The organism is Rahnella sp. NRRL B-41462, from assembly GCF_003263525.1.
Taxonomy (GTDB): Bacteria; Pseudomonadota; Gammaproteobacteria; order Enterobacterales; family Enterobacteriaceae; genus Rahnella; species Rahnella aceris.
This window is the reverse complement of sequence record NZ_JYDF01000061.1, coordinates 25,545-51,682: the sequence shown is the minus strand read 5'-3', so window position 1 is coordinate 51,682 and position 26,138 is coordinate 25,545. Positions and strand designations below refer to the sequence as shown.

Sequence of the window (26,138 nt, the reverse complement as noted above, 5' to 3'; positions counted from 1 at the left end):
CCCCGTACGAAAGTGCGGGGCTTTTTGCTATGCGGAATTTAACTAAAAATTACATTTATCCACGCGCTGCATCACAAAAAACAACGCAAACGCAGGTAACTCGTCAACTTTCCTCTCTTCCTTATCCATTCGTTGCTTAACTCAATATTTCCTATCGATAAAAAATAGCCTTAACCACGCTTATAGCAGGAACTATTGGGAGAAAATAATATGAAGGATACTCTGGGATCTCAATCTGAGAATCATGATCAGCAAGATAAGAAGAAACGTATTTTTGCGATTGTGGGGGCATCTTCGGGAAATCTGGTCGAATGGTTTGACTTCTACGTCTATTCCTTTTGTTCGCTCTATTTTGCTTCTTCATTTTTCCCCAGCGGAAACAGTACAACCCAGTTATTACAAACTGCAGGCGTTTTTGCCGCAGGATTCTTTATGCGCCCTATTGGAGGATGGTTATTTGGTTATATCGCCGATAAACATGGGCGCAAAAACTCAATGATGATCTCGGTCTGCATGATGTGCTGCGGTTCGCTGGTGATCGCCTGTTTGCCAACCTACGCGACGATAGGCAGCTGGGCACCGGTATTATTACTGGTCGCCCGTCTATTCCAGGGGCTTTCTGTTGGTGGGGAATACGGAACAAGCGCAACTTATATGAGTGAAGTTGCGATTAAAGGACGTCGCGGTTTTTATGCTTCATTTCAGTATGTGACCTTGATCGGTGGGCAACTATTAGCACTTCTGGTTCTGGTTATACTGCAGCAGATATTCTCCAATGATGAGCTTAAATCCTGGGCGTGGCGGATCCCATTTGCCTTGGGCGCTGTGCTTGCTGTCGTGGCGTTGTTCCTGCGGCGTTCACTGAACGAAACATCAGATAAACAAACTCGTGAGCATAAAGATGCTGGTACCCTCTCGGGTTTATGGAAGCATAAAAAGGCATTTATGATGGTATTAGGGTTCACGGCGGCAGGTTCCCTGACCTTCTATACCTTCACCACTTATATGCAAAAATATCTGGTGAATACTGCCGGGATGGATACCAAAACAGCGAGTGCCTTAATGACCGTCGCCCTGTTTGTCTTTATGTGTTTGCAGCCTATTATTGGCGGGCTCTCGGATAAAATAGGTCGACGCAGTTCTATGTTGATATTCAGCGGCCTGGCGACTGTTTTCACCATCCCGATTTTGTATATTCTGCAAACCGTTACCAGTCCTTATATCGCCTTCGGACTTATTGTTTTGGCACTGCTGATTGTCAGTTTTTACACATCAATCAGCGGATTATTAAAGGCGGAAATGTTCCCGCCGGAAGTGAGGGCATTGGGTGTCGGATTATCTTATGCGGTTGCAAATGCTGTGTTTGGTGGTTCGGCAGAATATGTCGCCCTGACCTTTAAATCCTGGAATATAGAGGAAGTATTTTTCTGGTATGTCTGCGTAATGTGTTTGATCGCTTTGGTCGTATCGATGAAATTGCACCGCAAAGGAAAGGAAATACAGCTGTAATTCTTACGGAGAGAGTGCAGGGATGCACTTTTAATAATGGATAAGATGGTAAGCGCTGTAGCCAGCAGCTGCGCCTGCTATAAGCATAATGACAGGAAGCCTGAGAGCCAGGAGAATTTTTGCATCACAAAGTGGAATTCCAAATACAAAAAAGCCCGATCACGATGATCAGGCTTTCAGTATAGCCAATTACAGAATCCGGCTGATTAATCTGTCGATACGTATCCGGCGCAGACGGCGGATAAGCTTACGGACTTTCACCGGGTAATTAGGAATACTTTCCAGCTCCATATAATGCGAGACAACCTGCGTGTGCTGGCGTATTTCTTCCAGTTCTTTGTGTCGCGCGATCGCCAGCTCTTTATGCGGATCATGGATCAAAATGGCATTCTCCAAATCCAGACGCCAGGCGCGAGGATTCAGGTTATTACCGGTAATAAGTTGCCAGCGGTCATCCACCCACATTCCCTTCAGGTGATAGCTGTTATCACCGTCTTTCCACAGGCGGACAATCAACTGTCCGCTGTCCACGAAGCGTTGTAAACGGCTCAGGAAACGACGCAGATTAATTTCATACAAATACGGTAAGGCACCGATGATTTTGAATGGCTGATCCTGCGGAATATAAAAATCGTTTGCGGTTTTGTCACCCACGATAATTTCAACCTGCTTACCACGACGCAGCAGATGAATAATATTACGTGCCAGCATGGCAGGCATATTGAAATAAGGCGTACACAGCGTCAGCTTATGTTCCGTACTGGCCATGAGATGATGGATAGTTCGGTTAAGCTCATTTTGTTTGCCCAGACCGACGATAGGGGTCACTGCCAGCTCATCATTCCCTGCGCTGTCTTTGAAATGATAACCGCTGCTGCGCAGATTCTGACGGAACTGACGCGTTTCGTTTTTAATCTCAATGCTTTTCGGGCGATCTTCACGATCAAGACGCTGTACCGCTGCGGCTGTCAGGAGCGACTTCTTCATAAAGTCGATCATGGCATCTGCCAGCGGGGCGTTGGACAGTAACTGATAGCGATCGTAGCGGTATTTTTCATGACGATGCAGATAAACATCATTGAGGCTCGCGCCGCTGTAGATCACCTGATCGTCAATAACAAAGCCTTTGAGATGCAAAACACCTAACGCTTCACGGGTATTGACCGGAACGCCATACACCGGCACGGAAAGCTCAGGATGCTCTTTTGCCATGCGACAATACCAGTCAGCATTGGTGTTTGACGCTGCCGCGCCAATGCGACCACGCTGCGCGCGGTGCCAGTCAACCAGCACACAAATCTCCAGTTCAGGACGTTGCTGCTTGGCGGCATATAGCGCCGACAATACATCACGACCGCCATCATCGTTCTCTAAATAGAGCGCGACCAGATAAATCCGTTGGGTGGCGTTGGCAATGGCTTCGAGCAGCGTCTTACGGAAATCTGCAGGGCAGTAGAGTGTTTTTACAGCATCAACCGTTTGGGGGAGTTTGGGCAGCTGAGCAAGGTGTTGTTGATGTTTATTACGTTTAAATTTTGACAACATCACAGTGCGCTTCTTCTCTCTTCATGTAATGGCTTTAGCGGCACAAGCAGACAGTGGTAACCGCACAATCGGTCGATAATACCATTAGTCCTGCCCCATGTGCGCATCTTTTGCCTGTTCATGGCGCAGGCTCGCGGCTTTCTGCTGCGAAATCCGGGTCTTTTCCAGTGCCAGTGAGAGGTTCACAATGCCGTCCTGGATCTGAATATCGACGTCGAATTCGAGTTTTCTGGCCAGCGTGATCATGCCACGGTTATTGGGCATCGTAATGCCGGTCAGACGTTGCAGGCCGTGCTCTGCCGCGTAATGGATCATCTTATCAAGCAGCCGCCTTCCGAGCCCCAGACCTTTCAGATCCGACCGCACCAGTACCGAGAATTCAGCATCAATATTATCCGGATCCGAGACCGCCCGGGTGACGCCAATAATTTCACTTTCATCATTCACAGTACGAATGGCGACGAACGCCATTTCACGGTCGTAGTCGATCTGTGTCATGTTCGCTAAATCTTCATGGGTGAACTCATTGATCTCACTGAAGTAGCGGTAATACAGGTCTTCCTTAGTGACTTTCAGGATAAATGCTTTAAGCAGCGGCTCATCTTCCGGAAGGATTGGCCGGAACAATGCCGGTGATCCGTCTTTCAGTATAACGCGCTCTTCCAACTCGCGCGGATAAGGGCGAATCGCCAGTCGTGACGGTGCCTCTGCTCCCTGTGCACAAAGCTGCATGGACACATCCAGCAGGCTGAGCTCACTGCCGGAAATCAGCAGAGGATGGATATCCAGCCGTTCGATCTCCGGGCAGTCGATAATCAGGTTCGACACATTCACCAGCAACTGACTCAGCGCCGGTATATCAAGAGGATGCAGGGCATGGCGGCCACGAATTTTTCCACTCTTCAGCGCCTGAACTATCTGATAACGTGCAAGCGTCATGTTCAGCGGCGGCAGGGAAATCGCCGCCTGTCTTTCAGGTCGCCAGTCGGTACCGCCTTCGGCCAGCATGATCAGCGGGCCGAATACCGGATCCTGTTCGACCACCACGCGCAATTCTTGTGAGCCTGGCCGGTTGGCCATGGTTTGCACCAGCAGCCCCAGAATTCTCGCCTGCGGAAACGCCTGTCTGGCACGGTCAAAAATGGCATTCGCCGCCTGCGCGACTTCGCTGGCGGTACGCAGATATAACATCACGCCCTGTACTTCAGAATTATGCGGGATGTCAGGGGATCGTAATTTCAGCGCCACCGGATAACCCACCTGGCTGGCGATATTCACCGCTTCTGCGCTGTCGCTGGCAATCCACGTCGGCAGCACATTCATGCCGTACGCCTGCAAAATCGGGCGTACCTCATGTGTATCCAGCTGTGTCGTGCCTTCCGCCAGTGTGCGGGCGATCAACTGATGCGCCTGATCAGTGTTCTGCTCGAGGTCGGCCGGAAGTGCCGGTGTTTCTTTCAGCTGCTTTTGGTTCCGGCGATATTCCACCATATGCATAAACGCCGTCACCGTTCCTTCCGGTGTCCGGTAAGTCGGGATCCCGGCTTCGGTGAATAACTTGCGGGCTTCCTGCGAGGAAAACTCGCCGCACCAGTTGGTTAGCAGCGTGATGTATTTGCCACGCGAATGCTTATGCACAGCATCGATCAGATGGCTGGCGGTCACCGTACCGTGTGCGACGGCGCTGGGGGCGTGGATCACCAGCAGCGCATCGTAATCAGTGCTGTCCAGCAGGGTGGTCATCACAGCCTGATACAGCTGCGGTGTGGCGTCATCATGCAAATCCAGCGGATTCGAGACGGCAATATTGTCAGGCAGAATGGCACTCAGTTTTTGGCAGGTTTCATCGCTCAGTTTCGCCAGTTTGCCGTTACGCGAAAGCAACTGATCCAGCGCCATCGCGGCAGGAGCGGCACCGTTACTGATGATAAACAAACGCTCACCGCGTAACGGGCGCATATGGCTCAGCGTTTCAACGGCGGAAAACAGCTCGTGCGTATCCTGCACGCGCAGTAAACCGGCGCGCTGAATAGCCGCATCATAGGCGGCGTCGAGGCTAAGCGGGCTGTTGAGTAATTGCTGCGCCTGTCCGCTGCGACCACTTTTGATCACCAGAATCGGTTTATTGCGTGAGGCACTGCGTGAGGCAGAAAGAAAGCGCCGTGCATCGCTGATGTGTTCGAGATAGAGCAAAATAGCGCTGGTTTTACTGTCGCGGGCGAGGAAATCGAGCAGGTCATCGACATCAATATCCAGGCTGTCGCCCAGTGATACGAAATAGGAAAAGCCGACGGCACGCTGTTGCGCCCAGTCCAGAATCGTATTGGCGACCGCAGCCGATTGCGAAATAAACGCCAGCTTACCGGGCAGGATGGGCACCGGCGAAAAACTGGCGTTTAGTTTTTGCCACGGTGCAAGAATGCCCAGGCTGTTGGGTCCGAGCAGGCGCATCGAAAAGCGCTGGGCGCTGGTTTTGAGTTCAACGAATTGTTGTGGCTGTGAGGAAAGCACAATGACCGTCTTGCAGCCACGTTCGCCGAGCTGTTCGAGCAATGCAAGATTGCGGTCAGCGTGGGTACAGAGAATGGCGAGATCGGGCGACATCGGCAGGCTGGCGACATCCCGCCAGGTCAGTACGCCGCACACCGCGCGATAAGCGGGTGTAACCGGCAGCACCGGGCCATTGAATCCGCTGTCGAGCAGATTGCGCATCATCAGATATCCGGCCCGCCCCGGTTTATTGCTCGCGCCAATGACCGCGATAGATTCAGGTCGTAATAAGGCTTCCAGTCCGCGCTGACTCATAACGTCTCCGGTTCATCATGTTCCCATGATTCTAGAGGTTTTCTTCGTTCTTTGCTGTGAGCTGGTGCACCGGATGATGGGGTTTTCCGGCCAGATACTGGGTGCGGAAATGGGTAAAGTGGCGTGAGAGGCCCGCTGAAGCATCGAGATCACCGGCTTTTTCCAGCAGGGCGGCGGCCACTTCCACGGTGCAATGCAGTTCCGGGCGCGAGGCTTCCCGAAGGATATAGCCGGAGCTGGCGCTTACATCGAGAGAGAAAACCGGCAAATTATCCAGATACGGGCTTTTGCGGAACATTTTGCGCGCTTCGTTCCAGGTGCCGTCGAGCATAATGAATAAAGGCGGTTTGCTGCCCGCCGGAACTTCGGTAAACACCTGACGCGGCGGTTCGGCGAAAGAGGCGGGAAACACCACATAAGCCTGACGCTGCGGGTCCGCAATTGCTTCCAGCAGAGCCGGATCGGTTTGCGTGCGTGACCACAAAAACGCCTGCGTATCCGGCAACACGTCCGCGATTAAGCGACCCGTATTGCTCGGTTTCATCGGCTCCGTGTCAAACATCACCAGACAAAAACGGCTGGTGGCCTGATGAATTTCGCGCGTGGCGCAGATGCAGTGGCGTTTGGGCAACAGGCAGGTCTGACAGCGTATCGCCCGTGAACCACGCGCAAGAAAAGGACGGGTGGATCGGGCTAAACGCTGCTCACGCAGGCGAAGGACGGCATTGTCTGACATAGGCATTCCGGTATGCGAAAAACGGCTATTCTAATCGCCCGGTGGTGGCAGGCAAGTGGCTTGTGTTCGGAACAGAAAAAGGCCCGTGCGGTGACGGGCCTTCAGCAGGGCTTTATAGCGGCTTATGCGTTACAATGATTCATTAAGCCAGTTGTTGAACGGTGCTTTAGGCATTGCTCCACTCAACATATCGACCATTTTGCCTTCATTAAATACCATAATGGTCGGAATACTGCGGATACGGAACCGCGCGCTCAGTTCAGGTTCAGCTTCGGTATTAACCTTGATGAAGCGGATTTTACCGGCGCGTTCCTGTGCAACGTCTTCAAAAATCGGTGCAAAGTTAACACAAGGGCCACACCACGGTGCCCAGAAATCGACAACCACCGGCAGATCATCCTGCAGGTATTTGTCCAGCGTGGCGGCAGTCGCGTGAATGACATCGCCTTCAAAAAGTGCATGACCGCAACGGCCGCATTTTGCGCCGTCGTCGATACGATCCTCAGGCAGGCGGTTGGTGGCCTGACATGATGAACAAACCGTATTCATAAAATAGCCTCTACATTGCTTAACGTGAGAATGGTATCAACCACAACCCCGGTTTTATCCTTAAAAGCGGTAAAGAACACGGCTGATATGTTAATTATATGTTGTAAGTATGGGGTCGATACGTCACGTAAACAACGTGGTTTATTCAATGATTACGATAGTTTTTAGCTTTTGGTCCAAAGCCTGTGGCTTAGCTCACAGACATCAGGTAATCTTCGCGCCCTGCGCGTAGGTGGAGAGAAAAATGAACGATTCATTCAGTGGCAAGAACGGCAAAGTCAAAGTGATGTACGTCCGCAGTGACGACGACGGCGATAACCGCAATAACGATAAACGTCCTTCTAACAATAAAGGACGTCCGGGCGATAAACCTCGCCAGGGTTCCCGTCCAGACGATGCCCGCCGCAATGAGCGTCGCAGCAGCGATTCCCGTGGCGATTCCCGCGGACCGGCACCACGCCGTGGTGATGATCGCCCGCGTCGTCCGGCGCGTGACGACGACGGCCCGTACTCTTCGCCGTGGAAAACAGTTTCACGTCCGCCGGCAGATGAATCTGTTCCGGATCACGGCGGTATCAGCGGTAAAAGCTTTATCGATCCTGAACAACTGCGTCGTCAGCGTCAGGAAGAAACCCGTGTGTATGGCGAAAACGCCTGTCAGGCACTGTTTGCCAGCCGTCCGGACGCGATTGTGCGTGCATGGTTTGTGCAGTCCGTGACTCCGCGTTTCCGCGAAGCGCTGCGCTGGATGGCGGCGAACCGCAAAGCCTACCATGTGGTTGAAGATGACGAACTGGCGAAAGCCTCCGGCACCGAACACCACGGCGGCGTGTGCTTCCTGATCAAAAAACGTCAGGGTCTGGATGCAGAAACGTATCTGCAAACGGCTCCGGCGAAAGACTGTGTGCTGGCGCTGGAAAACGTCGGTAACCCGCACAACCTCGGCGGTATCATGCGTTCTTGTGCGCATTTTGGTATCAACGGGATGATGGTTCAGGATCCGGCCCAGCTGGAATCTGGCGCAGCAGTCCGTACCGCTGAAGGCGGCGCAGAACACGTTAAAGCCATCAGCGCGGATAACTTCCTTGAAGTGCTGGAAACCTTCCGTAAAGCGGGATACACCATCGTGACCACGTCGAGCCATAAAGGTACGGCGCTGGGCAAAGCGCAGTTACCGGCCAAAATGGTGCTGGTGCTGGGCGAAGAAAGTGATGGTTTATCTGACAGCGCATGGCAGCAGGGCGACCTGAGCGTGTCTATCGGCGGTACCGGTAAAGTGGAAAGCCTCAACGTTTCCGTGGCATCCGGTATTTTGCTGGCAGAATGGTGGCGTCAGAACCAGGCGTAATCGCCCGGTTTCAGCCATAAAAAACGGACGCATAAGGCGTCCGTTTTGCTTTCTGACATTCAGGGTTTATCTGAATCAGTGCGCACCACCCGCGCCACCGCCACTGGTGAATGGCGGTCGGGCGAACCAGATTAAAATCAGCAACACCAGGAACGCCCCGCCGGATAACCAGAAAATCTCGTTGGCAGAGATAATTAATCCCTGATTGGTGATCTCCCGCGCTATCCATCCTGAAGCCTGCTGGTGGCTCATACCGAGACCTTCGAGCTGCTGATAAGTCTGCGTCGCCGCCGGATTATACGGCGTGATGTTTTCCGTTAACTGGGCGTGATGCAGCGATTCACGGTTCGACCATAACGTGGTGGTGATTGACGTACCAATCGACCCCGCCAGTGTACGGATAAAGTTCGACAGACTCGATGCCGCCGCCATCCGTTCCGGCGGTAATCCCGACAGAATAATGGTGGTCAGCGGCATGAAGAAGCAACCCACCGCGAAGCCCTGAATAAACTGCGGCCAGGCGGATGCGCCAAAATCCATCCCCGGTTCGAACGTATACGCACGCCAGAAGAAGCAGTAGGCATACATGATAAAGCTGAAGGTCACCAGCTTTCGCATATCCAGACGGTGCGCGAAACGCCCGATAATCGGCGACATCAGTACCGGCAAAATACCCACCGGCGCGGACGCCAGACCGGCCCAGGTGGCGGTATACCCGTAAACCTCCTGCAACAGCTGCGGCAGCAACACAATCGCGCCGAAGTAGAGCATGTAGGCCAGGCTGATACACAGCACGCCGATGGTAAAGTTTCGCGATTTAAACAGTGACAAGTCGACGATCGGATGGTCGTCGGTCAGTTCCCAGACCACAAGGAAACAGAGCGCGACCACCGCCACGACCGCCAGCACGATAATTTCCGTCGAGTTAAACCAGTCGAGTTCTTTACCCCGGTCGAGCATCACCTGCAAGGCACCGATACCCAGCACCAGCAGCACTAATCCCACACTGTCGATCGGACGGATCTGCGTGGCGGTTTCGCGTCCCTTCAGCGTTCTGAGCGTCAGGAACACCACGGCCAGACCAATCGGCACGTTAATAAAGAAGATCCATCCCCAGTGATAGTTATCACTGATATACCCGCCGAGGATCGGCCCGCAAATCGGGGCGACGATCACCGTCATCGACCAGAGCGCGAGCGCGGTACTCCGCTTGGCCGGTGGATAGTTATTCAGTAACAGACTTTGTGATAACGGGATCAGCGGACCTGCCACCACGCCCTGCAACACACGGAAGAAGATCAGCATTTCCAGACTGTTGGACATCCCGCACAACCATGAAGCGAGGGCAAACAGTACTGTGGACCACAGGAACAGTTTGACCTCACCGATGCGTTTTGCCAGCCAGCCGGTGATCGGGATCGAGATGGCATTCGCCACCCCGAATGAGGTGATAACCCAGGTACCCTGTGAGTTCGAGGCACCCAGATTCCCGGCGATGGTCGGGATCGCCACGTTGGCGATCGTCGAGTCCAGCACCTGCATAAAGGTGGCCATAGACAAAGCCACCGTCATCCAGGCCAGCGGGGCGCCTACCAGCGGTTTATTTGCCACAGAGGCCTCCGGATGTTTTAGCCTGCATTGGCATGAATAACGTCAGCAATAATGGCGTTAACCGGTGCCAGATCCAGCGTCAGTGCTGAAGTCTGATACAACGGTTCGGTACGGACTTTATCGGCCAGCACCAGGCCATCGCGATTCTGAGTATCAACCGTTACCAGTGTCGATAAACCGATACGCAGCGGATGTTCAGCCACTTCCTGATCGTTAAGTTCGATACGAACCGGCAGACGCTGAACCACTTTGATCCAGTTGCCGGTGGCATTTTGCGCAGGTAACAGCGAGAACGCGCCGCCGGTGCCCATGTCCATACCGACGACTTTGCCGTGGTATTTCACGTCATCGCCATACATATCGCTGACCACGGTTGCCACCTGACCAATACGCATATTCGCCAGCTGGGTTTCTTTAAAGTTGGCATCAACCCAGATGTGATGCGCTGGCACCACGGCCATCAGGGACGTTGTCGGGCTGATCTGCTGGCCGATTTGTACGGCACGGCGTGAAACGAAACCGTCAACAGGGCTGCGCACTTTAGTACGTTGCAGGGCAAGCCATGCGTCACGAACCTGCGCGGCGGCCTGCAGAACTTGCGGCTGTTTATCGACCGGCGTATCCAGAATCATCGCCTGATTGGCGTTGTACTGCTGAACAGCGACATCGTATTGCGCTTTCGCGGTATCGACGGCGTCACGGGCGTGTTGCAGTTCTTCGCGGCCAATGGCATCGACATTACCCAGCACAATGCGGCGCTTAAGGTCAGTCTGTGCCTGTTGCAGTTGGGTCTGACGCAGCGCGATATTGGCCTGATATTGCTTGCCGTTGATGATCAACTGATGCGTCTGACGCACGCTGTTTGCCAGCGCCGTTTTAGAGCGCTCGAAAGCCTGCTCTGCATCGGTCGGATCGAGGGTCACCAGCACGTCGCCTTTTTTCACAAAGTCGGTGCTGTCGAAGTTGACGTCGGTCACGCTGCCCGACACCTGCGCCATAATCTGTACCTGATTACCGGCCACGTAAGCATCGTCGGTAGACTGGAAATGACGTAATACCAGCAGCCAGTAGAACAGGTAGGCGATGGCAATAATAATGAAAATTCCGGTTAACAAGAGCATCGCGACTTTGCGCGTCTTTTTCTTATTTTTCGGAGCTTGCGGCGTTGCCTGAGTGTCGGCATTTGCGCTCATGGTCTTCTCCACACTGAGTCTTTTATTATGATTTTTGGTCCGCGGCAGGGGCCTGATAGCCACCCCCAAGCGCACGGATGAGACTGATTTTTGCCTGCATCAACTGACTGCTGGCAGTGAGTTGCGCCTGCTGTTGTTGCAGGAGTGCTGACTGGCTGGTTAACAGCTCATCCCGTCCGATGACGCCAGCGTTGTATCTTGCATCTGAAACGCGATACACCTCTTCCAGCGATTTAGCGGCAGAAGACGCCTGCTGCAATTGTTCAACGCTGCTTTTCGAGACAGTAATGGCATCCGCAGTTTGCTGGATGGCGTTCAGGATGGTCTGGTTATACGACTCAACAGACTGGTCATATAACGCGGACTCTTCGCCCAGTTTGGAGCGCAGCGCACCGGCGTGGAAAATTGGCAGCGAAATGGCGGGCGCGATATTCCAGGCTTTACTGGCTGCTTCAAAAAGATTCGGGCTGGTGCCGCCGTAGTTGGTGGTTGTCAGACCGCCGAAGGCACTGATGGAAAGGCTTGGATAAAATTCTTTTTTCGCGGCACTGACCCGCAGGGAATAGGACTCCACCAGATCACGTTGTGCAGCGATGTCCGGGCGTTTGCCGAGTAAATCCAGCGTCAGTTCACCTTTCGGTGCCAGCGCGTCAGGCGACGGCAATGCCACGGCGTGCAGCCCGTTCATGGCATCCGGACCACGTCCGGCCAGCGCGGAAAGCTGATGTCTTAGCTGTTCGGTTTGCGCTTTCAGATTGATGATTTGCTGTTTGGCACTGTCGGCCTGAGCCTGGGTTTGTTGCGGAATTTCAACACCGTACACGCCTGCCTGATATTGCGCTTTACGCAAATCAGCCAGATGCTGATTATTGTCCACTTCGTGTTGCAGAACATCCTGCAAGGCAAGATCTGCCTGCAACTGATAATAGGCTGACGCCACCGAACTGGTCAGCGTCAGAGCGGCTTCAGCCTGTTCAGCACGGGCGGAATCCACCTGTGCTTTCGCGGCATTCACCTGATTGCGGTATTTCCCCCACCAGTCAAACTCATAGCTCAGATTCAGCCCGAGGCTGTTGCTGCTGTCGTAAATTGGCGCTTCGGGATAACTGGTCAAAAACGGCGGGATCGTGTTTTTTGCGACACGTTCACGACGCGTTGAACCGTTCAAATCCAGATAAGGGCCATTGGCGGCATCAGCTTCTCCCATCACACTTTGCGCTTCGCGCACGCGGGCGGCTGCCTGACGTAATGATGGCGAGTTTTGCAACGTCGTAGTCATCAGATTATCGAGTTGCGGGTCATTAAGACTGCGCCACCACTGAGGACCGATGGTCAGGGAACTGACTTTTTCCTGCTGCAGATGAAGCTGTTGCGTATCCAGCAGCGACGACTGAGGAGCAATATTATTACTGGAGGCGCAGCCGGCCAACGTCAAAACGGCAAACAGCGGCGTAAGCCTCCAGCGAGCTTGGAGTGACATGTGTGGTTTACCTGAACAGAAATCTAGAATTGTTGTGGTGCTGTCGCATCCATCTGATCAAGGCGAGTTAACAGTTTGCGCGTCAGGGTTTCTAACTGCTTCTGTTCATCTGCGTCTAATGTCGACCAGAGAAAATGCAGGCTCTTATGTTGAGGCGGCAGTAACTTCTGAATAAAGGCTTCACCGTCAGCCGTCAGGTGCAAATGCAGACACCGGCGGTCGTTATCGCTTTCACGGCGTTCGATCCATCCGCGTTTTTCCAACTCATCCGCAATACGGGTGGCGTTGGTACGGGATGAACCTAGCGCAGAGCTTAGCTCCGAAGGCTGAATACTGTGACTTTCCTGCGCATCAAGGGTGAGTAACGCCATAAACAGCGTTTCATTAATTCCTTGTGCTTTCAGCATCTTATTACGGTTTTCAAGCAATTTACTTTGCATGTGCATACACAGGCGGGTCAGCAGAATTTCCTGATAAGGGAAATCTTTTTGCTTTTTAGCCCGGAAATTCAACATGTTTTCAATTGGCGCGAACGAACTGTCCATATGAGAAGCCTCATTAGTTACGAATGACATAGTAACGATGGTAATTAATAATATCAATGTCATGAATCACCAATTCTTTAGCAATTAGTGTTATTCATAACTCCGGTGAATTATTCGATGTTTAATGTATCAGGCAGACTTTGCCCGGGTGTTGCCTTACGGTAAAAATGGTCCTCAGCTTGCCAGCAGCATCACCTTGAACACCAGTCCGTACACTACGGCACCGGTCAGGGTGGCAATAATGATGCTTTTGGTGCGCCAGAAAATCAGTGCGAGCAGAACGAAACCGGCCAGTGACGGCAGCAGCTTTTGTTGATCGCGCAGAATTTCAGGGGTGCCTGAAACCACCAGCAGCGCGCAAATTGACGCGATACCAATGCTGTCGAGCACGCGGGAGAGCGGGCCATTTTTCAGTCCCGATTTCTGCCGCGAACCCAGGCGCAGAGGCAGATACCGGAACAGGTAATTGACGGTGCCGACGAGCAGACAAACCAGAATGACATCAGTGCTCATCTGAGGTTATCTCCGTGGCAGAAGGGGATTGAGGACGTTGCAGCAGGGCGGCAAGGCACCCTGCGCCCAGACCACCGCCTATGGCAGCGGGGATCGACCAGAACAACAGCCCGCCCAGCGCACCGGCCAGCGAGGCGACAAACACTATGCTCTGCTGGCGCTTAAAAGCAGCGAGCAGGAAACTCAGAAACAGCGCCGGTAACATAAATCCCAGCGCGGCTTCGACGGCCGGGAAATTTTCCAGCGGACCATTACCAAACAGTGCACCCACGGCGGTGCCCGATACCCACGACAGCCACGATGACAGCGCAATGCCGCACATCCAGTTTTCACTCCAGCTGCGTTTATCACGGATCAGCCTGGCGGTGGCGGCAGCGAACACTTCGTCCGTCAGGCCGAATGCCCAGAGCGCCGTTTTTTTACCATTGAGCTTTCCCGCCAGGCGATTGCGCAGCGACGGGCCGTACAGCACGTGCCGGACATCCATCGCCATCACGGTCAGGGCGGAAACCCACAACGACATTCCTGCACTGAGCAGCGCGGTGATCACAAACTGGCTGGCGCCAGCGTAGATAAGAATGGAAAACAGCAGACTTTCAGCGGGAGTGAAACCTAGTTTGACCGCGCTGAGCCCGAATGCAAAAGCAATGGGCAGATAACCAATCACGATAGGAAGGCTATCGGTAATACCTTGTGCGAAAGTGGAAACGCGGACGGGGTCAGGTGCTTCGAGATCTGGATTGGTTTGCATGGATATTTGAAACATTGTGAAACCGGATGGTTGCCAGCGAATAATTCATGGCGTAAACATTACCAGACTGTAAGTATTGTTGACACCCTTTGGTTCAAATAAATTTCCCAAATGACTATTCGCAAGCTAATCAGGAGGGGTGATGATTCCCGCCTGATGTAGTTTCGTACGTTATCAGGCCAGTGTGTACTTATGACCCTTCCACCAGACCAGTAAATTCAGTATACACATGACGATGCCTGCTGCTGAGACCCCGTACCAGCCTGCCGCCTGATAGGCTGAAGCCGACACCAGTGAACCTGCCGCACCCCCGATAAAGTACGTCGTCATGTAACCCGCCGTCAGGCGGTTACGCGCTTCCGGCATCGTTTTATAGATAACACTTTGGTTGGTGATGTGTACGCCCTGAACCGAAAGGTCCAAAACGATGATACCGATAATCAGCGAAATCACCGAGTGTTGTCCCAGGGCAATCGCAGCCCATGACAGTAACAGCAGCACCAGCCCGGCGGTCGTGGTCAGATGCGCTTTGCCTTTATCCGCCAGATTCCCTGCACGGGTGGCCGCCAGTGCCCCCGCCGCCCCCACCAGACCAAACAGGCCGATTACCCCTTCGGAATAGTGATACGCCGGGCCAGCCAGCAGGAACGCCATCGACGTCCACAAAATGCTGAAGTTGGCGAAGCAGAACATGCCGATCAGCGCGCGGGTACGTAACACCGGCGTGTGGATGAACAGCGTAAAAATGGATTTCAGCAGTTGCGGATAATTCAGATCCGTTTTTTGCTGATGTTTCGGCAGCTTGCGCCACAGCACCAGCGCCATCACGATCATCAGCGCACTGGCAACCCAGTACACCGTCCGCCAGCCGCCCAGCGACGCCAGCGCACCAGCGACGGTTCGCGCCAGCAGAATACCCAGCAGCAAGCCAGACATAATCAGTCCGACCACTTTACCGCGACGCTCCGGTTCCGCCAGTGTGGCGGCCAGCGGCACCAGAATCTGCGCCACGACCGAGAACAGTCCTGTCAGCGCCGTCCCGACCAGCATGACGGTCAGCGTGGGCGCCATGGCGGTGATCAGCAGTCCGGCGGCGGAAAGCAGCGTCATCAGCACGATTAAACCGCGACGCTCAAACATATCGCCCAGCGGCACGATAAACATCAACCCACAGGCGTAACCGAGCTGCGCCACCGTCACAATAAACCCGGCCTGATTGACGGAAAGATTAAAAGCGCGGGCGATGGTTTCCAGCAACGGTTGCGGATAATAGTTACTGGCGACGGCAAGCCCGGTGGCCACCGCCATCAGAATAATCAGTGCCGGGCTGAGTGGGGAATGTGTGGTCGTTTTTTTCATAATGAGATTTAACAGATCTTATTGAAGAATCAGGGGAAATTCGGATGATGATTATCGTTTTGGTTGAAATATTAAACCAATGAATAGTTTTAATGGCAACTATTTGGTTTTGTAATAGACACAGTGGCAAGGGAGTCGCCAGCAGGAGGGTTTCCTGCTGTCAGATTGTCAGGTCAGCAATTCTTTACGTGCGGCCATCGCCAGAAAATGGCTGCGGTCGCGATATGACGGATGATTTTTAACTTTATTATCAATGCGTTTGATCAGGGTGTCAGGCAGCGAAATATTGATTCGATGCGCTTTCCCTTCGAATTCCGAGAGATCAATATCAATCAAAAACCAGGTATCGAAGTCGGCATATTCGGGATTAGCGGCATACACCAAATGGCCTGCATCAAAAATATCGTCAACAACAAAGCGTTCGCTTTCGATCAAATCTTCTACTGTCATCAGGATGGCTTCGCGAACCATAGGGGCGATTTCTTCACGGGTATCCGCTGCAGAGAAGCATCCGTAATCAAACGCGGTAAATGCAGGTACCACCATACCGTAAGCGGTTTTGTCATCTTTTGGTGTTTCAAGACCGACTGAAAAGAACATATTCAACCTCCAGTTGCAGGATCATATCCCTGCCATTTTTCTAATGGATTTGAGAGTTCCCACAGGTAAATCATTTTTGGGGTGGGGAACGGGAAAGGTTTTGTTGGTGACAGGTGACCACCAAATTTGATGACTTCCTCCCCGGTGACGCTTGAGTTCACAACCCGCTGCAAGCAGCGCTTTAATCAATTCCGTTGATTTCATGGGCTCTCCTTGGTGATGGATGATTATACACACCAATACACACACCAGCAATCACCCACAAAAAAACGGGCGGAGATCTCTCTCCGCCCGCTGGCCTTACTGAGTCTGTGACTGCGTTATTTCGCCGCAGCAGCCGCTTCTTTTACCCAGCCATCAAATTCTTCCTGATGGGCTTTGATCCAGCCGTCGGTCTGTGCAGCGATATCCGCATCTGAATTTTTACCCGCGTGCATCGCGGCGTTCTGCGCATTGATGTCTTTCAGAGGCAGTTTCATGATGGCAAACAGTTTTGCTGCCGCCGGGTTTTTCTCAGCCCAGGCTTTGTTCGCCACGATGTGCATAGTGCTCACCGGGAAACCGTAGTTTTTGCCATTTGGCAGTTTGGTATCGGCGTTTTTATCCCCTGGCACCACGGAGAACGGTACCTGCATCCACAGCACGTCTTTGCCCGGGATCAGCACATTGCTCACCCAGTACGGCGTCCAGGTGTAATAGAAGATCGGTTTACCTTCTTTGTAACGCGTGATGGTGTCAGCGATCATCGCAGAGTAGTTACCCTGATTGTGCGTCACGGTCGGTTCAAGACCATAGGCTTTCAGCTGTTCATTCAGCGCCGCTTCGCAGCCCCAGCCCGGTGTACAACCGGTCAGATCGGCTTTGCCGTCGCCGTTGGTATCAAACAGTTTGGCCAGTTTCGGGTCTTTCAGCTGTTCGATATTAGTGATGTGGTATTTCTCAGCGGTTTTCTTATCGATCAGCCAGCCCTGTGCCGCGCCGGTCACGTAAGTCCCTTCACGGTAAAACACTTTGTCGCCACCGGCGGCTTTGTACATTTCATCATGCAGTGGCGACCAGTTGACGGCGGTGAAAGTGGCATCACCGGCAGCCAGGGTGGTGTAGCCGACGTTGTAATCGACCTCGCGGGTTGGCTGAACGTCATAGCCCAGTTTCTCCAGCGCCTTGCTGACCAGTTCTGTCTGAAAAGACTCTTCGCTGATGGTGCTCTGAACGGGTGTCACGCTGATGCCTTTACCCGGCAGATCGGCGGCGAATGTGGTGGCTGTTGCAAATGTGGTGAGGGCGGCAACTGCCCAGATTCCTGTCTTTTTCATAAATTCCTCGATTTTTATAATGCGTTATTTTGCTGCGGCGGCAGCTTCTTTGATCCAGCCATCGAAGGTCGCCTGATGCGCCTTGATCCAGCCATCAACATGCTGCTGGATATCTTCTGATGAGGATTCACCTTCATGCATCCGCAGGTTCTGCGCATTCACGTCGGCCAGTGGCAGTTTCATGATGGCGAACAGTTTCGCGGCCGCCGGGTTTTTCTCAGCCCAGGCTTTGTTCGCCACGATGTGTTCGTTATTGACCGGGAAACCGTAGTTCTTGCCGTTCGGCAGCGTGGTATCGAGATCTTTCTGCGAACCCGGATTGGCCGAGAACGGCACAGTCAGCCAGACCACGTCTTTGCCCGGTTTCATCTCGTTGCTGACCCAGTACGGCGTCCAGGTGAAGTACAACACCGGCTTACCGGATTTAAACCGGGTGAGGGTGTCAGCGATAATCGCCGAATAGTTGCCCTCGTTTTGCGTCACGGTATTGCTCAGACCGTAGGCTTTGATTTGGGTATTGATCACCTGGCCGCAGACCCAGCCCGGATTACAACCCGCCATATCCGCTTTGCCGTCGCCGTCAGCATCAAAGAGTTTGGCGATCTTCGGATCTTTCAGCTGTGACAAATCGTGGATGTGATATTTGTCGGCGGTTTTTTTATCGATCAGATAACCCTGCGCCGCGCCGCTGATGTAGGTGCCCTGACGGTAGAATTTCTGGTCGCCACCGGCTGTGTTATACATGTCTTTTTGCAGCGGCTCCCAGTTCACCGCCATGTAGGTAGAATCGCCGCTGGCGATGGCGGTATACGCCACGTTGTAATCCACTTCGCCGGTTTGCTGAACGTCATAGCCCAGTTTTTCCAGCGCGCGGTTAACCAGTTCTGTCTGGAAGGCTTCTTCCGCGATGGTACTTTGCAACGGTTTGACGACCACGCCTTTGCCCGGTAAATCGGCAGCGAAAGCAGCGGGAGTTGCCATGGATACTGCGAGGATGAGTGCTTTGATCTGTGTTTTATTCTGAGTTGTGCGCATGGTGAACCCTTATTCTTGCTGTTGAATACGTAAGAGTGGACTGCGTTTTTTTAGCTTTTTGAGAGTTCCCGGCAGCGAGCCGCCGGGAAAAATGCAGTGTGTGAATCAGGCTTTCTTCGTGAAAGGCTTCATCACCAGACCGACAGGACCGCGGGTGAACCAGCGGTGACCGCCTTTACTGCGGCTGTCGCGTCCCATCGACTGGGTGAGACGGTCGAGGATAATGGCGAGAATAACGATACCCGCACCACCGACTGACGCCAGACCCATATCCAGACGACCAATACCGCGCAGTACCATCTGACCCAGACCACCGACGGCGATCATCGAGGCGATAACCACCATCGACAGCGCCAGCATCAGCGTCTGGTTAATACCGGCCATGATGGTCGGCATCGCCAGCGGCAACTGAACTTTAAACAGCAACTGACGCGGGCTGGAACCAAAGGATTTCGCGGCTTCGATCAAGTCTTCCGGCACCTGATTGATACCCAGAATGGTCAGACGCACCACCGGCGGCAGGGCGAAGATAATCGTTACCACTACGCCCGGCACGTTACCGATACCAAACAGCATCACGATCGGCACCAGATAGACGAACGCAGGTGTGGTTTGCATGGCATCAAGCAGCGGCCTGATAATTTTCGCCGCTCTCTGACTGCGCGCCAGCCATATCCCGAGCGGCAGGCCGATCAGGATACAGAAGAACAGCGAGGTCAGAACCAGCGCCAGCGTCACCATCGCCTGTGACCAGGCACCGATCGCACCGATCAGCACCAGCGAAACCAGCGTGGCAGCACCCATGCCGAAACCGGCCATCTGCCAGGCGAGCAGGGCGAAGACCAGGATCGCAATCGGCGCTGGCAGGGATTCCAGACCATGCTGGAAACCGCTCAGGACGAAATCGACCGGAACACGGATCCCCTGAAATACCGGGCGGAAGTTACCGACCAGCCAGTCGATCCCCTCAGTCACCCAGCGGTCGAGCGGGATCAGCGTGCTGTGAAACGGATCGAGAATATTAAAATGCTGATGCTGTTCCGGCGCGACACTCAGCCAGTCGTTGGTCTGGGCGGCGGCATGGTGCGTCGCGTCTGGTGTGCTGGTTGCGGCATCGCTGCTGCCGCCCCACGGATCACTGCTGCCTGCATCGGCTGGCGCGGCATGGGTGGCGGCGTCAGCTTGTGGCGCGACACCGCCACTGGCGTTATCGGCACTCCACGGATCCACGGAAGGATCGAGAGCCTGGGCCTGAGCGGCCTGCGCGTGCTGTGTAATGGTGTTCGTTATGGTTGAAGTGCTCATTCGTTACCCCCTTCTTTGTCCAGAGCCTGAAGCAGCATGGCTTTGGAAATAATGCCGATATAGTTATTGTCCTCATTGACGACCGGCACAGCGCAAGGCGCGGCGGCGACATGGGAAATCAGTTCGCTGAGCGGCATGTCTGCCTGCACGGCTGCCGGAGATTCCAGCAAGGCGCTTTCCAGCGACTGATTGGTTTTGAGCGCGGTTTTCAGGGATTCAATCGACACCACGCCAATGAATTTCTGTCCACGTTCAAGTACATAACCATATTCGCGGTCTTCATCTTCGAGCAGCTTGAGAGCGGCACGTGGACCAAAACCGGGGGTTTTACGAATAAGCGCGGCCACGGCGGCGGGCAATGTCTTTGGCACTGAAGACCTGACTGATATCCACACCACGGAAGAACGTGCGCACATAGTCGTTGGCCGGATTATTAAGAATGTCTTCCGGCGTGCCGACCTGTACCACTTCGCCGCCCTGCATAATGGCGATGCGGTCGCCAATACGCATGGCTTCGTCCAGATCATGAGAAATGAACACAATGGTGCGCTGATGCTGAGCCTGCAGCTTCACCAGTTCATCCTGCATTTCGGTACGAATTAACGGGTCAAGTGCAGAGAAGGCTTCATCCATGAGCAGAATGTCAGGGTTGTTGGCCATAGCACGCGCTAAACCGACACGCTGGCGCATCCCGCCTGACAATTCATCCGGATAAGAGTTGGCATAGTTTTCCAGCCCGACCTGACGCAGCGCGTCAAGCGCTTTGGTATTGCGCTCTTCGACCGGCACACCAGCCAGCTCCATACCAAACGCGGTGTTATTCAACACGGTCAGGTGTGGCATCAGCGCAAAGGACTGAAATACCATACTGATTTTACTGCGGCGCACCTGGCGCAATTTTGCTTCTGAGATTTTGGCGATGTCTTCGCCGTCGATCAGGACTTCGCCACGGGTGGGCTCTATCAGACGATTGAGAAGGCGTACCATGGTGGATTTACCGGAACCGGATAACCCCATGATGACGAAAATCTCGCCTTCTTCAATGGCCAGACTGGCATTCTTAACGCCAAGTGAAAGACCGGTTTTCTCAAAAATCTCTTCTTTACCCTTGCCTGCATCAATCATCTTGAAAGCGCGATCCGGGTTTTCGCCAAATACCTTATAAAGATTCTTTACTTCGATTTTAATTGCCATGCAATGTGCATTCCTTGGATATAAATAGCCGTATCGGCTCGATGTCTAATTTTTGTGTTGGACCGTATAGGATTTTGCCTGTAACGAAATAGTGAACGCGTTATACCCTAACACATCGAAATTCTGAGACAAGTCTCAATGTTTCCGATGAATATTCATGATTGGGTTTCTGGTTACGTATTTATCTGTATTTGCGGTGTTTAATTTCGGTAAATTCAAACTGACAATTAATGACAATTTATCCCGCCAGAGCACTTTGGGTTTTTGCCTAATTTCACGACGGATGCTTTCGCTAAAAATATAAGTAATTTATTGATTTTATGGGATTTGTTGTCTTTTTTATTTGTGTGATTTTAGAACGGAGTTATTGAGGTATTTCCCTGAAGTTAATGCGTTTTATGAGGAGGGGATTTGCAAGGGTAAATAGAGATTTGAGCTTTGCGTGAAAGCCGTGAATTTACCGCTTGTCTGAAAGATGACTACGTAATGAAATAATCACCTGAACAGGCGGGGTATGCGGGAAATTCGCCGGTGATGACACCGGCAGGGAGGGGGAAGTTCTTCACGCAAAACGGCCGAAATTCGGCCTCAGGATACGGATTTTTCTTCGTCTGCTATTTTGCGATACAGACGTCTCGGATGACCGATATTTCCGTACTGCATCTCGACGCCGATAAAGCCAATTTCCACGCAATATTCCAGATAGCGGCGACCGGTCGTTTTGCTGATCCCAACCTCTTCAACCACCTGTTCCACCGACCAGCTGACGTCGGGTTTCGCCGTGAAAACCCGCTGAACCAGTTCGAGCGTATTCGGCTCGATGCCTTTGGCAGAAGGGGCTGCCGGTGTATCGCTGGCGGGCAGATTGAACAACTTATCCAGGGCCCGCTGATCGACCACTTTCACATTACGCAGCGTTTGCACCAGTTGCATAAAGCGCTCGAGTGAACTGCGCAGACGATGGAACGACACCGGCTTGATGATGTAATCGAACGCGCCGCTGCGCATGGCCTGGCTACAGGTTTGCATATCGCTGGCAGCGGTAATGAAAATCACCGAGCAATCGAAGCTTTTCAGCAACGGGCTGTCGATCAGATCGACACCCTGACCATCCGGCAAATAGTTATCGAGTAAGATCAGACGCGGCTGATGCAGGCGCAGCAGAGAACGCGTCTGCTCCAGTGTGGCCGCAATGCCGACGACGCGCAGGTTGAAATTTTGCTCGATAAAATCACGATGCAGACCAGCCAGATGTGGCTCATCTTCCACAATCACGACATCGAGTGCGCTGCTGTTATTCATGGTTCTGTCCTGTTAACGCTTCTGCCGGATACGGGATAAAGACTGAAAATATTGTACCTTGCGGCGTGTTGTCTGAGATTTCGATGCTGCCACCCGCCTGACGGACATAACCGGCCACCAGATACAGGCCGATACCGTGTTCTGCACCCGTGGCGTCCTGCCCGCTGGAGGGCTTGCTGGTGACGCCTTGTTCAAACAGGTGCGGCTTGAGTGCATCTTCCACGCCGCTGCCCTGATCGGCGACTTCAATCAGCAGTTCCCGGTTCCGGTCGGAAATATACAATTCGACCGTGCCGGGGGCGTCAGTGCTTTCAGTGTGGCGTCCACGGCGTTATCCAGCAAATTACCAATCACTGACATCAGTTCGGTTTCACTGATGGCTGCCGGTATGCGGGTGAGCTGACAGGCGGGATCGAAACTCAGCTCGACACCTTTTTCGCGTGCACTGACGTATTTCCCCAGCAGCAGGCCACAAAGTGCTGGCGAGGTAAAGCGTGCTGAGACGAAATCCAGCACGGCCTGCGCGCCTTCCGACTGTGCCTGAATATAGCGCATTGCATCGTCGTAACGCTGCATTTGCAGCAAGCCCGCCAGCGTCGCAGTCCAGTTCAGTTGTTCATGGCGCATAATGCGAAGGTTATCGGCGTAGCGCTTCACCTGACTCAGCTGGCTGCTCAGCGTATTAATGTCATTTTTATCGCGGAAACTGAATACCCAGCCACTTTCTGCACCGGGTTCAAGTTCGATGGGTACGCGGTTGACGATCACCTGTCTCTGATTGAGTACCGTAATCTGATCATGCTGACTGTTGTTTTCACTGACACCACGTTGCGTAAAGAACGTGGGCGGCGTCTGAAGCACCTCCGCCAGCGGTTTACCCAGTAGCTCGTTTTCGGGCTGGCGGATATCCAGTAACTCGCGTGCGGCCCGGTTAATTGAAATCAGTTGCCTTTCGGCGTTGATCGCAAATACGCCCTCATACATGGCTTCCAGCAACGCTTTTTGCTGGCGGACCAGCAGGGTAATATCTTTGGGTTCCAGCCAGAACATCTGTTTTTTAACGTTGCGGGTGAACATCCATGAAAAAATAAACAGCAGTAATAAAAGCAGTAAACCGTATAAACCGGCCTGCGCCAGACGGCGGCCATTAATATTATCGATGTAAGAGGTGAGATAACCGACCGAGACAATGCCGATCACCTGATTACTGGCATCCAGAATCGGGGCTTTGCTGCGCAATGAAACGCCGATGCCGCCCTGACGTACGGAAATAATGGTTTTACCGGCCAGCACACCGGCGTTATCACCGCCAATCATCGGCAGGTCTATGCGCTCCGGGGATTCGGAATGATAAAGATGCAGCTCGCGGGTATCGCCGATAACGATATAACTGGCGTCACTTTTATCGCGTAATGGCTGGATTAGTTTCGCGATGCCGGGGATATCGCGGGCCTGCACCTTTTGCGCCAGCCCCGGCATCAGAGCGATCTCGCTGGCCTGAACCCGTGCACGCTGGCCCAGATCATGATGTAACTGACGGTCAATAATATGAAATAAAATAGCCCCCAGCAGTGCCAGCAACACGCAGGAAAATACCACCAGAGATAAAAAGAGTTTTACCTGAAAAGGTAACCTGAATTTCATACGACCTGCAGCATGGCGAACCTGAGATATACATTCAATAAGCCTATCACGGCGAAATGTGAGTCGTAATCGCAGAGAAGCGGAGTTGTGAACAGAAGATTAAAATAATGATTATTTCACACAGTAATAACAGGGTTAATAGCGGGATTTACTACTAATCTTATAATCCTTATAAATCAGGGTGCATTAACACCATAAACACCATAACAACCTTTATCCCTGCGGTTTTAATTTGAACAACCTCACACCCGGCTGACCGCCTGTTTTCATATGCTCAGACCATCAATAAGAAAAGTCTTCAGAAGAAAGAGGCAATGTCATGAGCACAACCGACGATTCCTACATCGCTGTCAAAGAAACGAAAACCTCCGGCCTCTCGGCCAGACAAAAATGGTGGCACATTCTTGATCACTACAAGATAGGCATTATCCCGCTGCCCTTTTTCCTGCTGGCGGGCGTGCTGATCCTGCTCGATTGCCTGAATGGCAAGTTGCCGAGTGACATCGTGGTGATGGTCGCCACGCTGGCCTTCTTCGGTTTTGCCTGTGGCGAGTTGGGTAAACGCTTACCTGTGGTGGGTAAACTGGGGGCCGCGGCGATTTGTGCCACTTTTATTCCTTCGGCGATGGTGCATTACGGCCTGCTGCCGGATGTTGTTGTTGATTCCACGGTCAAATTCTATAAATCCACCAATATTCTCTACCTTTATATCTGCTGCATTATTGTCGGCAGCATCATGAGCATGAACCGTCAGGTGCTGATCCAGGGCTTTATGCGTATTTTCGTACCGATGCTGTGCGGCGAAGTGGTCGGCATGATTGCCGGTATGGCGATGGGCACTGTTTTAGGTTTACCGCCAATGCAAACCTTCTTCTTCCTGATCCTGCCGATCATGGCTGGCGGTGTCGGGGAAGGTGCGATCCCGCTGTCGATGGGTTACGCGACCATCCTGCATATGGAGCAGGGCGTGGCGCTTGGGCGCATTCTGCCGATTGTTATGCTCGGTGGCCTGACGGCCATTGTGCTGGCGGGCGTGCTGAACCAGCTTGGTAAACGTTATCCGCATCTTACCGGCGAAGGCCAACTGATGCCGTCGAAAAAAGGCCAGATGGGCAGTGGCACCGATGAATTTGAGGGCAATCCGGGCGTCAACGCGCTGGCCTGTGGTGCGCTGCTGGCCATCCTGCTGTACATGGTCGGGATGCTCGGCCAGAAATGGATCGGCCTGCCAGCGCCGGTCGGCATGCTGTTTGCGGCGGTGCTGGTGAAACTGGCGAACGGTGTTTCGCCGACTATTCAGCACGGCTCGATGACGGTGTATAAATTCTTTCGTACGGCGGTAACTTATCCGGTGTTGTTCGCGGTGGGTGTCGCGATCACGCCCTGGCAGGAACTGATCAACGCTTTCACCCTTCAGAACCTGCTGGTGATTGTGACCACAGTGCTGGCGCTGGTCGGCACCGGTTTTTATGTGGGTAAGAAAATTGGCATGCACCCTATCGATGTGGCGATTGTTTCCTGCTGCCAGAGCGGGCAGGGCGGCACGGGCGACGTGGCGATTCTGACCTCCGGCAACCGCATGACGCTGATGCCTTTCGCGCAAATCGCTACCCGTATCGGGGGAGCTATCAACGTTTCTGTCGGCCTGTTTGTTCTGGCGAAGTTCTTCTCATAACACCTTCACCCACCCCTTCAGCCTAAGGGGTGGGTTTTCCTGAGAAAAAATCCCCAGTCCAATTTTGGACTCAATTCAACCTGCTTATTTATTGTCCGGCGGTTATTATTTGCGCACTCAGAG

At 53.0% G+C, this 26,138-nt stretch carries 20 protein-coding genes and 2 pseudogenes; 3 read left to right on the top strand and 19 right to left on the bottom strand.

Annotated features, from left to right (window positions below; all coding sequences use genetic code 11):
* Positions 1-210 precede the first annotated feature (210 nt).
* Positions 211-1,509 carry an MFS family transporter gene (locus UC14_RS15965; RefSeq protein WP_013574070.1) on the top strand — a complete coding sequence of 433 codons (1,299 nt, stop codon included), beginning with the start codon at positions 211-213 and terminating at the stop codon, positions 1,507-1,509.
* 189 nt (positions 1,510-1,698) lie between these two features.
* Here UC14_RS15965 and pssA read toward each other — a convergent pair whose 3' ends face one another.
* The 4 genes from pssA to trxC all read right to left on the bottom strand — a co-directional run bounded on the left by pssA (position 1,699) and on the right by trxC (position 7,144).
* Positions 1,699-3,054: a CDP-diacylglycerol--serine O-phosphatidyltransferase gene (gene pssA, locus UC14_RS15960; RefSeq protein WP_165497409.1), complete on the bottom strand. Its 1,356-nt coding sequence runs from the start codon at positions 3,052-3,054 to the stop codon at positions 1,699-1,701.
* An 84-nt stretch (positions 3,055-3,138) separates the two neighbouring features.
* Complete coding sequence (locus UC14_RS15955; RefSeq protein ID WP_112198038.1) at positions 3,139-5,859, bottom strand: bifunctional acetate--CoA ligase family protein/GNAT family N-acetyltransferase; 2,721 nt, start codon at positions 5,857-5,859, stop codon at positions 3,139-3,141.
* Between the two features lie 31 nt (positions 5,860-5,890).
* Entirely contained in the window at positions 5,891-6,595 is a 705-nt protein-coding gene (locus tag UC14_RS15950; protein WP_013574073.1) for a tRNA-uridine aminocarboxypropyltransferase, read from the bottom strand.
* A 129-nt stretch (positions 6,596-6,724) separates the two neighbouring features.
* The gene (gene trxC / locus UC14_RS15945; protein ID WP_013574074.1) at positions 6,725-7,144 is read right to left on the bottom strand and encodes a thioredoxin TrxC; all 420 of its coding nucleotides are present in this window, start codon (positions 7,142-7,144) and stop codon (positions 6,725-6,727) included.
* 244 nt (positions 7,145-7,388) lie between these two features.
* Between trxC and UC14_RS15940 the strand changes: the two genes are divergently transcribed.
* A complete protein-coding gene (locus tag UC14_RS15940) occupies positions 7,389-8,492 on the top strand; it encodes a tRNA/rRNA methyltransferase (protein WP_013574075.1) in 1,104 nt (367 codons plus the stop codon).
* 75 nt (positions 8,493-8,567) lie between these two features.
* Here UC14_RS15940 and emrB read toward each other — a convergent pair whose 3' ends face one another.
* From emrB to UC14_RS15865, 15 genes and pseudogenes are all read right to left on the bottom strand, one after another.
* Entirely contained in the window at positions 8,568-10,103 is a 1,536-nt protein-coding gene (gene emrB, locus UC14_RS15935) for a multidrug efflux MFS transporter permease subunit EmrB (RefSeq protein WP_015689403.1), read from the bottom strand.
* Positions 10,104-10,120: 17 nt separating this feature from the next.
* Positions 10,121-11,296, bottom strand: a complete 1,176-nt coding sequence (emrA, locus tag UC14_RS15930; protein ID WP_013574077.1) for a multidrug efflux MFS transporter periplasmic adaptor subunit EmrA — start codon at positions 11,294-11,296, stop codon at positions 10,121-10,123.
* Positions 11,297-11,321: 25 nt separating this feature from the next.
* Positions 11,322-12,776, bottom strand: a complete 1,455-nt coding sequence (locus UC14_RS15925) for an efflux transporter outer membrane subunit (protein WP_112198037.1) — start codon at positions 12,774-12,776, stop codon at positions 11,322-11,324.
* Positions 12,777-12,799: 23 nt separating this feature from the next.
* Positions 12,800-13,321, bottom strand: a complete 522-nt coding sequence (gene mprA / locus UC14_RS15920) for a transcriptional repressor MprA (protein ID WP_013574079.1) — start codon at positions 13,319-13,321, stop codon at positions 12,800-12,802.
* Between the two features lie 174 nt (positions 13,322-13,495).
* Complete coding sequence (gene ygaH / locus UC14_RS15915; protein WP_013574080.1) at positions 13,496-13,834, bottom strand: L-valine transporter subunit YgaH; 339 nt, start codon at positions 13,832-13,834, stop codon at positions 13,496-13,498.
* Positions 13,824-14,585 carry an AzlC family ABC transporter permease gene (locus tag UC14_RS15910; protein WP_013574081.1) on the bottom strand — a complete coding sequence of 254 codons (762 nt, stop codon included), beginning with the start codon at positions 14,583-14,585 and terminating at the stop codon, positions 13,824-13,826. The genes ygaH and UC14_RS15910 overlap by 11 nt, the downstream gene beginning before the upstream one ends.
* Before the next feature lie 174 nt (positions 14,586-14,759).
* The gene (locus UC14_RS15905; protein ID WP_013574082.1) at positions 14,760-15,944 is read right to left on the bottom strand and encodes an MFS transporter; all 1,185 of its coding nucleotides are present in this window, start codon (positions 15,942-15,944) and stop codon (positions 14,760-14,762) included.
* A 168-nt stretch (positions 15,945-16,112) separates the two neighbouring features.
* Positions 16,113-16,544 carry a type II toxin-antitoxin system HicB family antitoxin gene (locus tag UC14_RS15900; protein WP_013574083.1) on the bottom strand — a complete coding sequence of 144 codons (432 nt, stop codon included), beginning with the start codon at positions 16,542-16,544 and terminating at the stop codon, positions 16,113-16,115.
* A 21-nt stretch (positions 16,545-16,565) separates the two neighbouring features.
* Positions 16,566-16,748, bottom strand: coding sequence for a type II toxin-antitoxin system HicA family toxin (locus UC14_RS15895; RefSeq protein ID WP_013574084.1), 183 nt, complete (start codon positions 16,746-16,748; stop codon positions 16,566-16,568).
* 116 nt (positions 16,749-16,864) lie between these two features.
* Positions 16,865-17,860: a glycine betaine/L-proline ABC transporter substrate-binding protein ProX gene (gene proX, locus UC14_RS15890; RefSeq protein ID WP_013574085.1), complete on the bottom strand. Its 996-nt coding sequence runs from the start codon at positions 17,858-17,860 to the stop codon at positions 16,865-16,867.
* Positions 17,861-17,884: 24 nt separating this feature from the next.
* Positions 17,885-18,895: a glycine betaine/L-proline ABC transporter substrate-binding protein ProX gene (proX, locus tag UC14_RS15885; protein WP_112152327.1), complete on the bottom strand. Its 1,011-nt coding sequence runs from the start codon at positions 18,893-18,895 to the stop codon at positions 17,885-17,887.
* Positions 18,896-19,000: 105 nt separating this feature from the next.
* Positions 19,001-20,200, bottom strand: a complete 1,200-nt coding sequence (proW, locus tag UC14_RS15880; protein WP_013574087.1) for a glycine betaine/L-proline ABC transporter permease ProW — start codon at positions 20,198-20,200, stop codon at positions 19,001-19,003.
* A pseudogene (gene proV, locus UC14_RS15875) lies at positions 20,197-21,394 on the bottom strand (glycine betaine/L-proline ABC transporter ATP-binding protein ProV). Before proV ends, proW begins: the two are co-directional and overlap by 4 nt.
* Before the next feature lie 588 nt (positions 21,395-21,982).
* The gene (locus UC14_RS15870; protein WP_112152328.1) at positions 21,983-22,696 is read right to left on the bottom strand and encodes a response regulator; all 714 of its coding nucleotides are present in this window, start codon (positions 22,694-22,696) and stop codon (positions 21,983-21,985) included.
* A pseudogene (locus UC14_RS15865) lies at positions 22,689-24,340 on the bottom strand (ATP-binding protein). The gene UC14_RS15870 and the pseudogene UC14_RS15865 overlap by 8 nt, the downstream one beginning before the upstream one ends.
* A 319-nt stretch (positions 24,341-24,659) precedes the next feature.
* On the opposite strand from UC14_RS15865, the gene UC14_RS15860 reads away from it, so the two are divergent.
* Positions 24,660-26,015, top strand: a complete 1,356-nt coding sequence (locus tag UC14_RS15860; RefSeq protein WP_013574091.1) for a 2-hydroxycarboxylate transporter family protein — start codon at positions 24,660-24,662, stop codon at positions 26,013-26,015.
* Positions 26,016-26,138 lie beyond the last annotated feature (123 nt).